13 protein-coding genes are annotated in these 12,274 nt (G+C 38.9%); 11 read left to right on the top strand and 2 right to left on the bottom strand.

Annotation, left to right across the window (positions count from 1 at the left end):
* Positions 1–5 precede the first annotated feature (5 nt).
* The 8 genes from nrdR (at position 6) to ACIQVU_RS06150 (ending at position 7,089) form a co-directional block, all read left to right on the top strand.
* Positions 6–476, top strand: coding sequence for a transcriptional regulator NrdR (gene nrdR, locus ACIQVU_RS06185; RefSeq protein ID WP_340806880.1), 471 nt, complete (start codon positions 6–8; stop codon positions 474–476).
* Positions 477–501: 25 nt separating this feature from the next.
* The gene (locus tag ACIQVU_RS06180) at positions 502–1,857 is read left to right on the top strand and encodes a replication initiation and membrane attachment family protein (RefSeq protein ID WP_340808603.1); all 1,356 of its coding nucleotides are present in this window, start codon (positions 502–504) and stop codon (positions 1,855–1,857) included.
* 27 nt (positions 1,858–1,884) lie between these two features.
* On the top strand, positions 1,885–2,814 hold the full coding sequence (gene dnaI / locus ACIQVU_RS06175; RefSeq protein ID WP_340808602.1) for a primosomal protein DnaI: 930 nt from the start codon (positions 1,885–1,887) through the stop codon (positions 2,812–2,814).
* A gap of 419 nt (positions 2,815–3,233) precedes the next feature.
* Positions 3,234–5,165: a threonine--tRNA ligase gene (gene thrS / locus ACIQVU_RS06170; RefSeq protein WP_340806878.1), complete on the top strand. Its 1,932-nt coding sequence runs from the start codon at positions 3,234–3,236 to the stop codon at positions 5,163–5,165.
* Between the two features lie 399 nt (positions 5,166–5,564).
* Positions 5,565–6,068: a translation initiation factor IF-3 gene (gene infC, locus ACIQVU_RS06165; RefSeq protein WP_016994853.1), complete on the top strand. Its 504-nt coding sequence runs from the start codon at positions 5,565–5,567 to the stop codon at positions 6,066–6,068.
* A 31-nt stretch (positions 6,069–6,099) separates the two neighbouring features.
* The gene (gene rpmI, locus ACIQVU_RS06160) at positions 6,100–6,300 is read left to right on the top strand and encodes a 50S ribosomal protein L35 (RefSeq protein ID WP_004226312.1); all 201 of its coding nucleotides are present in this window, start codon (positions 6,100–6,102) and stop codon (positions 6,298–6,300) included.
* A gap of 62 nt (positions 6,301–6,362) precedes the next feature.
* Positions 6,363–6,722 carry a 50S ribosomal protein L20 gene (rplT, locus tag ACIQVU_RS06155; protein ID WP_340806872.1) on the top strand — a complete coding sequence of 120 codons (360 nt, stop codon included), beginning with the start codon at positions 6,363–6,365 and terminating at the stop codon, positions 6,720–6,722.
* A 103-nt stretch (positions 6,723–6,825) separates the two neighbouring features.
* Positions 6,826–7,089 carry a DUF1294 domain-containing protein gene (locus ACIQVU_RS06150; RefSeq protein WP_340806870.1) on the top strand — a complete coding sequence of 88 codons (264 nt, stop codon included), beginning with the start codon at positions 6,826–6,828 and terminating at the stop codon, positions 7,087–7,089.
* Between the two features lie 19 nt (positions 7,090–7,108).
* Here the strand turns inward: ACIQVU_RS06150 and ACIQVU_RS06145 are convergent, their stop codons facing one another.
* The gene (locus ACIQVU_RS06145; RefSeq protein WP_340806868.1) at positions 7,109–7,501 is read right to left on the bottom strand and encodes a sigma-w pathway protein ysdB; all 393 of its coding nucleotides are present in this window, start codon (positions 7,499–7,501) and stop codon (positions 7,109–7,111) included.
* Positions 7,502–7,605: 104 nt separating this feature from the next.
* Between ACIQVU_RS06145 and ACIQVU_RS06140 the strand changes: the two genes are divergently transcribed.
* The 3 genes from ACIQVU_RS06140 to argF all read left to right on the top strand — a co-directional run bounded on the left by ACIQVU_RS06140 (position 7,606) and on the right by argF (position 10,624).
* Entirely contained in the window at positions 7,606–8,091 is a 486-nt protein-coding gene (locus tag ACIQVU_RS06140) for a dUTP diphosphatase (RefSeq protein WP_340806867.1), read from the top strand.
* A 94-nt stretch (positions 8,092–8,185) separates the two neighbouring features.
* Positions 8,186–9,274: a M42 family metallopeptidase gene (locus tag ACIQVU_RS06135; RefSeq protein WP_340806866.1), complete on the top strand. Its 1,089-nt coding sequence runs from the start codon at positions 8,186–8,188 to the stop codon at positions 9,272–9,274.
* Positions 9,275–9,658: 384 nt separating this feature from the next.
* Positions 9,659–10,624, top strand: coding sequence for an ornithine carbamoyltransferase (argF, locus tag ACIQVU_RS06130; protein ID WP_340806864.1), 966 nt, complete (start codon positions 9,659–9,661; stop codon positions 10,622–10,624).
* 222 nt (positions 10,625–10,846) lie between these two features.
* Here argF and ACIQVU_RS06125 read toward each other — a convergent pair whose 3' ends face one another.
* Positions 10,847–12,223 (bottom strand): FAD-binding oxidoreductase, encoded by a 1,377-nt coding sequence (locus ACIQVU_RS06125; RefSeq protein ID WP_340806862.1) that lies wholly within the window; start codon positions 12,221–12,223, stop codon positions 10,847–10,849.
* Between the last annotated feature and the right edge of the window lie 51 nt (positions 12,224–12,274).

Below are 12,274 nucleotides of genomic sequence, written 5' to 3'. Positions count from 1 at the left end.
ATGCTATGAGATGTCCATCTTGCCAATTTAACGGAACGCGTGTAGTGGATTCGAGGCCAGTAGATGATAATAAAGAAATTCGAAGACGTCGTGAATGTGAGTCATGTGGCTTTCGTTTTACAACGTTTGAAAAAATTGAAGAAACACCATTAGTTGTGGTGAAAAAAGAAGGTTCACGAGAGGAATTTAGCCGTGAAAAGGTGCTGCGTGGGCTTATTCGTGCTTGTGAAAAGCGTCCAGTTGCACTTGATGTATTGGAGGAGCTTGTATTATCCATTGAAAAAGACCTTCGTCGTATTGGAAACTCAGAAGTACGCTCAGAGGATGTCGGTGAAATGGTGATGGATCGCTTAGCTAAAATAGATGAGGTAGCCTATGTGCGCTTTGCATCCGTTTACCGTCAGTTTAAAGATATTAATGTCTTTATCGAGGAAATAAAGGACATTATTCAACGTCAAACGGACCAGCAATCATAGAAAACAGAGAGGGTGAATGACGTTGATGCATTTATATAAGGAGTTGCAGCCTGGCGATCCTTTCGACATTCGTCTTCCTCATGCATTTTCTACACAGGAACGTCAATTAGTGACATTATTTTATCAGCCATTAACGGGTTCAGAGCCAATTAGTCTTTATTTAACATTATGGGCAGAGGCAGAGCAAAAACCAAAGCAGCAAATGACACATTATTATTTAATGAATGTGCTGGGGCTGCCGATTGGTAAAGTGTTTGAGGCTCGTATTGCATTGGAGGCTATTGGCTTATTACGCACATGGAAAAAAGAAAATGCGAGTGAACGAAGCTTTTTATATGAGTTACAGCGTCCACTTGATGCGGATCGATTTATGAAAGACCCCCTGCTATCGATGTTTTTATTTAGTAAAATTGGGGAGCAGGCATATCGAAATTTACGTCAACGCTTTATAGTACCAGTAAAAGACAAGGAATTGAAGGATGTATCTCGTGCGTTTATGGATGTTTATAAGCCTATTCATGCCAATATGCCATTGGACTTACAAGTTGATACAAGCCGTGAGGATAAACAGCAAAAGGTATATCCTTTTTATTTGGAGCAATTTGATTTTGACTTGCTGCAGGCTGGTTTATCAGAGCAATTAGTGCCTGCTAGCTTGCTGACAATGGAAATTCGAGAAGCCATTGCAAAGCTGGCATTTTTATATCATTTATCAGCTCTTGATATGCAAAAGGTAGTGATACTTGCCTTAGATGATGATTTAGGCATTTCACAGGAACGCTTACGCAAAGCTGCGGCAGATTTTTATAAACTAACGGTTTCAAAGGAGCCACCAAAATTAGCAAAAGTAACAGCGCCTGCTCCAGCAGAAGAGTCGGGACAAAAAACAAAGGAGCAGGAGCTACAGTATTATTTAGAAACAACTGCACCTGTGCAAGTGTTACGTGATATTAATAATGGCAAAGAGCCTCTACAAACCTCTGTACAGCTAGCTGAGAGCTTAATTGTGCAGCATGGTATGCCAATTGGGGTAGTGAATGCACTGCTGGAGTATGTGATGCTTACAACTGATATGAAGCTTCCTAAAAAATATGTGGAAACTATTGCCGATCATTGGGTACGGAAAAATGTGCAAACAGCGAAAGAGGCAATGGAGCTTGCACGTCAAGAGCATGATAAATATATGGCATGGAAAAACAAGCCACAAACGACAAATAAAACGAATTCACAGTCAAAGGGACGTGCAAGGCAACAGCGTGAAGAAAAAGTGCCTGAATGGTTTTATAAACGGAATGACAAACAAGAGGAAGCTACTGCTAGCACGATAGATTTTGAAAAAGAGCGTCAAAAAATATTAGAAATGCTAGGAAAAAGCGAATAATAAAGAAGGTGAGTCACAATCGAACCCATTAATGGACCATTAAAACGAGCAATTCAAGTACCGTCGTTTCAAGAACGCTATGAAGCCATGCGACGTGAAATTTTAGAGCATCCGCATGTGCAGGAATTTTTAGCACAGCATGCACAGGAGCTAAGCTATGACAATATTGAACGGAACTTACCAAAGCTACATGAATATATTAGTCAATCAACGGAATGCTGTGGCTGTGACAATACAGAGCATTGTACAAATTATTTAAAGGGCTTCCTCCCTACATTAAGGGTGGTACGGAATTCCATTGAAATGGATTATGTGCGCTGTGAGCAAAAGATAAGAGAAGAAGAGCGTCGAGATGTGGCAAACATGATTGCAAGTATGCATATGCCAAAAGATGTATTGCAAGCAACGATTCAAGATTTAAGTATTGATGATGAATCACGTGTGGCGATTGCCCAGCAAGCAGCTCAATTTGTAAAAATAACGAAAGAAACAGGTCACTTACCGTCAAAGGGTTTTTACTTATATGGTAAATTTGGTGTAGGGAAATCCTTTGTGTTAGGTGCGCTTGCGAATGAATTAGCGTCTATTAAAATTCGCTCTGTTGTAGTTTTCGTCCCAGAATTTTTACGTGAAATGAAAAATGCTATCGGTGATAATACATTAAATGAGAAAATTGATTATGTAAAAAAAGCACCTGTTTTAATGTTGGACGATCTTGGTGCGGAAACAATGACGGCTTGGACGCGCGATGAGGTTTTAGGAACCATTTTCCATTATCGTATGGCGGAGCAATTGCCAACATTTATTACTTCTAATTTTAATTATGAGGAATTAGAGCATCATTTAGCACAGTCACAAAAAGGAGATATTGAGGTTGTAAAGGCAGGGCGAATTATGGAGCGCATTAAAGCTTTAACTGTGCCCATTGAAATGCGTGGTAAAAATCGTCGACTATAAGTTGCATTTTTCGCCAATCGAGCGTATACTGACTCATATACTTAATAGCAACATGCGTTGATGAGGACATGAATTTTGTGTATCAGCTTATAAGAGAGGGAAGTCATCGGCTGAAAGCTTCCTAGTGTGAGCACTAAATTTACTACCTACTGAGCAGCGAAAGGGATAATCTTTCGCCGGTCCCTAGCCCGTTAGCTAGCCTAGAGCTTCGTCTGACTAACTATAGTCGGAAGGAAGAAGGGTGGAACCACGAGCATACGCTTCGTCCCTTTCGTGAGGGACGGAGCTTTTTTATTTTTCTAGGATAAAATAAACTGCTCATAAAGAGTATAGAGTCGCTCAAATAAGCAGCTATTTAAACTTATCATGGCTTTCATCAAGCATTATGTATGTTACAAAAAACAAAGGAGTGCAAAAACATGTCAGAGAATATTAAATTAACTTTTCCAGATGGCGCTGTAAAGGAATTTGCAAAAGGCACATCCACTGATGACGTAGCATTATCCATCAGCCCTGGCCTACGTAAAAAAGCTTATGCAGGTAAAATTAATGGTGTCTTAGTCGATTTAAAAACACCGATTGAAGAGGATGCAACAATTTCAATTATTACACAGGATGATGAGGAAGCACTTGAGATTTTACGTCACTCAACAGCGCATTTAACAGCACAGGCGGTTAAACGTCTATTCCCAGACGCAAAGCTTGGAATTGGTCCAGTTATTGATGGTGGTTTTTACTACGATATTGACTCACCAACACCAATCACTGCTGAAGACCTGCCAGCTATTGAAAAAGAAATGAAGAAAATCATTGCAGAAAACCTTGAAATTGAACGCAAAAATGTAAGCCGTGCTGAAGCACAAGCCATTTATGAGAAAATTGGCGATGAATATAAATTAGAACTACTTGAAGCGATCCCAGAGGATGAGCAAGTATCTATTTATTATCAAGGAGAGTTTTTCGATCTTTGCCGTGGTATTCATGTACCATCCACTGGTAAGCTTCGTGAATTCAAGCTGTTATCTTTAGCGGGTGCTTATTGGAGAGGAAACTCTGATAACAAAATGCTACAACGTATTTATGGTACAGCATTCTTCAAAAAAGATGAGTTAAAGCATCACCTACAAATGCTGGAAGAAGCAAAAGAGCGTGATCACCGTAAAATTGGGAAAGAACTAGACTTATTCACAACTTCTCAAAAGGTAGGTCAAGGTTTACCATTATGGCTACCAAATGGTGCAACAATACGTCGAGTAATTGAGCGTTATATTGTAGATAAGGAATTATCGCTTGGCTATAAACATGTGTATACACCAGTGTTAGGTTCAAAAGAGCTGTATCAAACTTCTGGTCACTGGGATCATTACCAAGATTCTATTTTCCCACCAATGGAGATGGATAATGAAACATTAATTATGCGCCCAATGAACTGTCCGCACCATATGATGGTTTACAAAAATGGTATGCATTCTTATCGTAACCTACCATTACGTATTGCAGAGCTTGGTACAATGCATCGTTACGAAATGTCAGGGGCGGTTTCAGGCTTACAACGTGTACGTGGGATGACATTAAATGATGCACATATCTTTGTTCGTCCTGACCAAATTAAAGAAGAATTCCAAAAAGTAGTACAGTTAATTTTAGAGGTTTATAAAGATTTCGACTTAAATGATTATTCATTCCGTCTATCTTACCGTGACCCAGCAGATACTGAAAAATACTTTGATGATGATGCGATGTGGGAAAAGGCGCAAGGTATGTTAAAAGAAGCAATGGATGAGCTTGGCTTAGATTACTTCGAAGCAGAAGGTGAAGCAGCATTCTACGGTCCAAAATTAGATGTTCAAGTGAAAACAGCTATTGGTAAAGAAGAAACACTATCAACAGTTCAACTTGATTTCTTATTACCTGAACGCTTTGACCTCACTTATGTTGGTGAAGATGGCAAGCCACATCGTCCAGTTGTTATTCACCGTGGTGTTGTATCAACAATGGAGCGCTTTGTAGCCTTCTTAATCGAAGAATATAAAGGTGCATTCCCAACATGGCTAGCACCTGTGCAAGTAGAAGTCATTCCAGTATCCAATGAAGCACACTTCGACTATGCAAAACAAATCGAAGAACAATTAACAGCAGCAGGCTTACGTGTAGAAATGGATGACCGTGAAGAAAAGCTTGGCTATAAAATCCGTGAAGCGCAAATGAAGAAAATCCCGTATATGCTTGTTATCGGTGATAAAGAAGTAGAGGCAAACGGTGTCAACGTTCGTCGCTATGGCTCAAAAGATTCTGAAACAGTAAGCTTCGAGGAATTTTTGGCAACTATTAAAGCAGAAAGCACAAAATAATACCTAGCACGAAAATCTCATTTCAATGCTTGAAGTGAGGTTTTCTGTATAAATAACCAATGTTTGGGCTAAGGTAATGATAATAAGCAAAATAAATATTTGACAGCTTATTTTATACATGCTAATATAGATAAGGTTAATGAATACAAAGTTTGTGGTTGAAGTAGAGGCTGCCCGCTTCTCACCTGATACAACGCTTTAAAGGCTGTGAACAGGTATGACACGTTGAATTGTTTTGCGTAGACTTGCGCATGCACATATAGCGGGCGGACATCTTCAAAAATGTCCGTCCTTTTTTTATGGACATGACAAGAGGATGTACCGTTCAACCGGGCAAGGCTTTGCCCAAACCATGTATTCGCGACAACTACTTGGAGGTGGATTACTATTAGCAAAGACATGTATGTAAACGAAGGCATTCGCGCACGTGAACTTCGATTAATCGATCACAATGGTGACCAACTTGGTGTAAAGACACGTAATGAAGCGCTAGAAATCGCCGCTCGTGTAAACTTGGATCTTGTCCTTGTGGCCCCTCAAGCCAAGCCGCCAGTCGCTCGTATCATGGACTATGGTAAATTTAAGTTTGAACAGCAAAAGAAAGACCGTGAAATTCGTAAAAATCAAAAGGTCATCGTAATGAAAGAGGTTCGTTTGAGCCCAACAATCGATGAGCATGATTTCCAAACGAAGTTACGTAATGCGATTAAATTCCTTGAAAAGGGCGATAAAGTAAAATGTAGCCTACGTTTCAAAGGTCGTGCGATTACACATAAAGAAATTGGTCAACGTGTGTTAGATCGCTTTGCTGAAGCTTGTGCTGAAGTATCAACGGTAGAACAAAAACCGAAGATGGAAGGCCGAAGCATGTTCTTAGTTCTTCAACCAAAGAACGAGAAATAATATTAGACGAACAGTTTAGGAGGAATTCGACATGCCAAAAATGAAAACTCACCGTGGAGCTGCGAAACGTTTCAAAAAAACAGGCTCAGGTAAATTAAAATACGACCGTGCTTATGGAAGCCACTTATTCGCAAACAAATCTACGAAACAAAAACGTCACCTACGTAAAGCAAACATCGTTTCATCTGGTGACTTCAAGCGCATCAAATCTTTACTTGTTTACATGAAATAATTGACTACAAAATAACTAACAACTAACATTCATTTTTAAATGAAAAGCAGGAGGTAATTCATATGCCACGCGTAAAAGGCGGAACAGTGACGCGCAAACGTCGTAAAAAAGTTTTAAAATTAGCTAAAGGTTACTTTGGTTCTAAACATACATTATATAAAGTTGCTAACCAAGCAGTGATGAAATCAGGTCAATATGCATACCGTGACCGTCGTCAGAAAAAACGTGATTTCCGTAAATTATGGATCACTCGTATCAATGCAGCTGCTCGTATGAACGGTCTTTCTTACAGCCGTTTAATGCACGGTTTAAAAGTTGCAGGTATTGAAGTGAACCGTAAAATGCTAGCTGACCTTGCTGTAACAGATGCTGCAGCATTCTCTCAATTAGCAGACGCTGCTAAAAAAGCAGTCGCTAAGTAATTTTTACACCCAAAGCAATAGGTGTTAAAAAGGCTGATGGATTTTTCCGTCAGCCTTTTTTATGTTAGATTAGTAGTATATGTTTTGGGTAAAGGAGTCAGGTATGGGGCAAGCATTATTAGCTTATATAAGCATTGTATCAATTGTGCTACTTATTTTAATGGGTATGGATAAATCACGAGCAAAAAATAAGGAATGGCGTATTGCAGAGCGCACGTTATTTATACTTGCAATAGCAGGAGGAGCTGTCGGCGGTGTGCTTGGTATGTATTTATTTCGCCATAAAACACGCCACAATAGCTTTGCATTTGGCTTTCCTTTGTTAGCAGCAATTCAAATCTTCTGTATTGTACAATTGTGGGCATAATAAAAGAAACACATCCTCATCATGAGGATGTGTTGCGCATAAGCTGTTCAATAGGCTGTTTCCAATTAATTTTAGCATTTGGATAGTTCATTAAAATTTCTTGCTGTAAATATTGGAAATCGCTTTTTGTAAAACCTTGCAATGTTGCAGCATCACGAGCACCGATGAAAATGGAAACAACTTCAAAGGCATCTTCTGTTGTACCTAGGTATTTTTCCCCCTCAAAAAGAGCGCCTTTATAAGAAATAAAGAAATTCTTTCGCACATTTTTTACATCGTCATAAAAATAATACTGACCTTTTTCATATGCCTCATCAAGTTTGCGCTTAGGATCGGTTATATAACGTATCGCTTTGTAAAATACATAAATAATAAGTGCTATTACAGCAAGTCGAATAAGTAACGGCAACATTTTTAAATTTCCCCCTTGAAGAAAGGTTATTCCTTCCTATACGATTAAAGGGGTCAAATAGTTTCATTTTATTTAATTATTTTTTTAAAATTTAGGAGAAGAAAATGAATTTACAACAATTGTTTAACATGCAAAAAGAGCTTGATGCTTTTATTGAGCAAACACAAAATATTCAACATGATGTATTTCAAGAAAAAGGCTTAGCATTACTAGTAGAGCTAGCCGAGCTTGCAAATGAAACGCGTTGCTTTAAATTTTGGAGTACCAAGGGACCATCAGAGCGTGAAGTTATTTTAGAAGAATATGTGGATTCTATCCATTTTATCTTATCGCTTGGCTTATTAAAGGGCTATACATCCATTGAAACATGGCCAATAAGCGCTGAAAAAAGAAATTTAACCGAGTTATTTTTAGAAACACAAAAGGCTATTTTACTGTTTATTGAAAAGCCTACCGAGAATCAATATACAACGATATGGCAATACTATGGATTGCTTGCATACAACCTTGATTTTACATTTGACGATGTTGTGAGTGCATATCTTGAAAAAAATAAAGAAAATTATAAGCGTCAGCAATCAGGCTATTAAATAAAGTAATATATCAATTTTCAGACGATTAAGCTAGGAATATTTCGATAAACGAAGTATAATAAAGAGGAAATAAGAAGTGGGAGGCAAAAGGATGACACAGCTAGATTCAACATTACAAATGTTTAAAGATTTAACAGATGCGAATGGGATTGCAGGCAATGAGCGTGCACCACGCGAAGTAATGAAAAAATATATCGCACCATATGCTGATACTGTTGAAACAGATAACTTAGGTAGTGTCATCGCTAAAAAAGTAGGCGATGAAAACGGTCCTAAAATTGTTGTAGCAGGACATTTAGATGAAGTGGGCTTTATGGTGACACAAATCGATGATAAAGGCTTTATCAAATTCCAAACAGTGGGCGGCTGGTGGAGCCAAGTTATGCTTGCTCAACGCGTCACAATCACGACACGTACAGGTGATGAAATTATTGGGGTAATTGGTTCAAAGCCACCACATATTTTACCAGCAGATGTACGTAACAAAGTAGTAGACATTAAAGATATGTTTATTGATATTGGTGCAGCCTCTAAAGATGAAGTGCTTGGGTGGGGCGTACGTCCTGGCGATATGATAACGCCATATTTTGAATTTAATGTGATGAAAAATGATAAATATTTATTGGCAAAAGCATGGGATAACCGTATTGGCTGTGCGATTGCCATTGATGTAATGAAAGCATTGCAAAATGAAAAGCACCCAAATATTCTTTATTCGGTAGCAACTGTACAGGAAGAGGTTGGGCTTCGTGGTGCGAAAACAGCAACACATAAAATTCAACCTGATATTGGCTTTGCTGTAGATGTAGGCGTAGCTGGAGATACTCCTGGTGTGACAGCGAAAGAATCAACAAGTAAAATGGGCGCAGGTCCACAAATTGTTGTCTATGATGCATCAATGGTTTCACACCGCGGCTTACGTGAGTTTGTATTAGATGTGGCAGATGACAACAATATTCCATATCAATTTGAAACAATGGCTGGTGGTGGCACGGATGCTGGCTCCATTCATCTAACAGCAAATGGCGTACCAGCGCTATCAATCGGTATTGCGACTCGCTATATCCATTCACATGCAGGTATCCTACACCGTGATGATTATGATAATGCAGTAAAACTAATGGTAGAAGTGATTAAAAAATTAGACCGTAATGCAGTCAATAAAATTACATTTGACTGATTGAATGAAAAGAACTAAATAGAAATACTATCGTTTTGCCTTCTAACTAAATGTTAGGAGGCTTTTTTTACTTATTGGTACTAAAAATGCTTATAAACAATATTACACATAGCATAAATATCGTGATTGATAATGCTCGACTCTTCATTTCTCACTATAAAATCGGATGTTTTGTATTTAAGCAGCGCGTTCATAAGTTTATATATTTCTTTCAAAAGTGACGGTATAGATGGCGACAATTTTGTTAATATGCATAAATAGTAGGTTGTACGAATTTTTGTCACAATTTAAAATAAATAAAAAAATATTATAAAAATTCAGTTGATTTTATATTTATGCATGTTATACTAAGTTCAACAGCAACGAAAGCAAGGAGCGAAGGCGATGAAATTACTCGAAGAAGTACAGTTAAAGTTAGTAGCTAGTTTAAAGGGGAAAGACTTACTAACTTTGCTAGACTATACAAGTCAAGAGGTTCAGCAATTGGTTGAGCTAGCAACACAGCTAAAAACAATTACAAAAGAAGGAAAATGCCCAAAATTACTAGAGGGTAAAACATTGGGCATGATTTTTGAAAAACATTCCACTCGTACGCGTATTTCATTTGAAGTTGGTATGAATCAATTAGGTGGAAAAGGTATGTTTATGCATGCACGTGATTTACAAATTGGCCGTGGCGAGTCGATTTATGATACGGCACATGTTTTATCAGGCTATTTAGATGGTATTATGATTCGTGCAAATTCCCATGCGATGGTGAAGGAGCTTGCTGAGCATGCAGCTATTCCTGTTATTAATGGATTAACAGATATTTATCATCCATGTCAGGCACTAGCTGATTTAGAAACAATAGCCGAAAACAAAGGGGATTTACAAGGGCTTAAAATTGCCTATGTAGGCGATGGCAATAATGTAGCGCACTCATTAGTCGTTGCTGCTGCCCATGTCGGCATGCATGTAGCGGTAGCAACACCAGTTGGTTATGAATGTGACGCGGAAGTAATAGCAAAAGCACAGGCAATTGCTGCAGCAAATGGTAGTACAATTCTTGAAACCCATGATCCTGTGGAGGCAGTGCTAAATGCAGATGTTGTTTATGCAGATGTTTGGACATCAATGGGGCAAGAGGAGGAAACAGCAAAGCGTTTACAAGACTTTGCAGGCTATCAAATTAATGATGAGCTTGTAGCACATGCTAAATCAGATTATATGTTCCTTCATTGCTTACCAGCACATCGTGAAGAAGAAGTGGCAACATCAGTTATTGATGGTCCTAATTCTTATATTTTTGAGCAAGCTGAAAACCGACTGCATGCACAAAAGGCTGTACTTGCTTCGATTCTAGCTTAAAATACAATCTCGATAAAGTTTGCTTGGGCAACAGAGGGTGTCCCTGCAAATAGGCGATAGTGGTGCACAGACAGAGGGATGTAAACCACGCGCGATGTTTGTTGTCAAGATGGATGGCTACATCGCTACATATGTAAAGCAACCTGGGAGACGCTGGGTTGCTTTTTTCTTTTAGGTAAATACATCCCGCTAATTATTTAGGTAATCAGCGGGGGCTTTTGATTATGTGAAAATTTTACCGGGATTCATAATATTATAGGGGTCTAATGCTGCCTTTATACTTTTCATGACGACTAGTGCTGCTCCATGCTCAGTTGATTGATATTTCATTTTACCAATTCCCACGCCATGCTCTCCTGTACAGGTGCCGCCTCGTAGCAAAGCATATTGAACGATACGCTCATTAAAGTGGTCTGCTTTTGCTTGTTCTTCTCGGTCAAGTGGATTGAGCATTAATAGTGTATGAAAATTACCATCTCCCACATGCCCAACAATACCACCTGCAAGTCCAACATGATCGAGCTGTTCACGTGCATATAAAATAGTTTCTGCTAGCTTTGAAATAGGCACACAAACATCTGTTGACATTAGCTTTTTGCCTGGGTATGCGTGGATATAGGCATAGGCTAATGAATGACGTGCCTCCCATAGCTTATTGCGTGCCGCATTGTCGTGCTCAAATTCAACAGATAAGCAGTTAAAGTCCTCAAAAATTTCCTTTGTAAATGCAATATCTTCTTGCATCCCTGCTTCATTTCCGTGAAATTCTAAAAATAGTGTTGGCTTTTCAGTAAAGGCTGTTTCATTATACAGATTAACCTGCTTGATAGATGCCTCATCAACGAGTTCCACTCGACCTATTGAAATACCCGCTTGCAATAATGCAGTGACAGCGCTAACAGCATCAGCAACTGTGTCAAAAATAGCACGCCCTGCTGTCACAAATTCAGGTATGCCGTAAACTTTTAATGTTAATTCTGTAAAGCAGCCAAGTGTTCCTTCTGATCCAACAAATAAACCATTTAAATGATAGCCAGAAGAGGATTTTGCAGCCAAATTTCCTGTATGGATAACAGAGCCATCTGCTAGCACCACCTCTAAATCGCGCACTTGATCTCGCATTACACCGTAGCGTACCGCAGTTGTGCCACTTGCATTGGTTGCTGCCATGCCACCGAGTGTTGCATCAGCGCCTGGGTCTACTGTGAATTGCAGACCGTGCTTTTTTAATTCTTTGTTTAATTGTGAGCGTGTCACACCGGGCTGTACCTTTACAAGAAGGTCATCTGGCCGAATTTCCAAAATGGCATTCATATCAGAGAAATCAATGGAAATACCATGTGCAATAGGAATGACATTGCCCTCTAAACTTGAGCCAACACCAAAAGGTACGACAGGTACACGTTCCGCATGCGCAATTTTTAAAATCGCGCTAACATCTGCTGTGGAACGGGGAAAGACAACAACATCAGGTAAGCTTAGTGCATGATGAGATTCGTCTTTTCCATGTAACTGTCGTACGGTTTCATTTGTAGATATTTGTTCTTCTAATAAAACTTGTTTAAGTTGATTTACAATAAGTTCTACTGCAACTGCCATGCCAATCCCTCCAAATTTTCTGATAACTAAAACTTTATCATGCATTTATTG

It is taken from the genome of Lysinibacillus sp. NPDC098008 (assembly GCF_044760715.1).
Taxonomy (GTDB): Bacteria; Bacillota; Bacilli; order Bacillales_A; family Planococcaceae; genus Lysinibacillus.
This window is presented reverse-complemented; position numbering and strand designations above follow the sequence as displayed.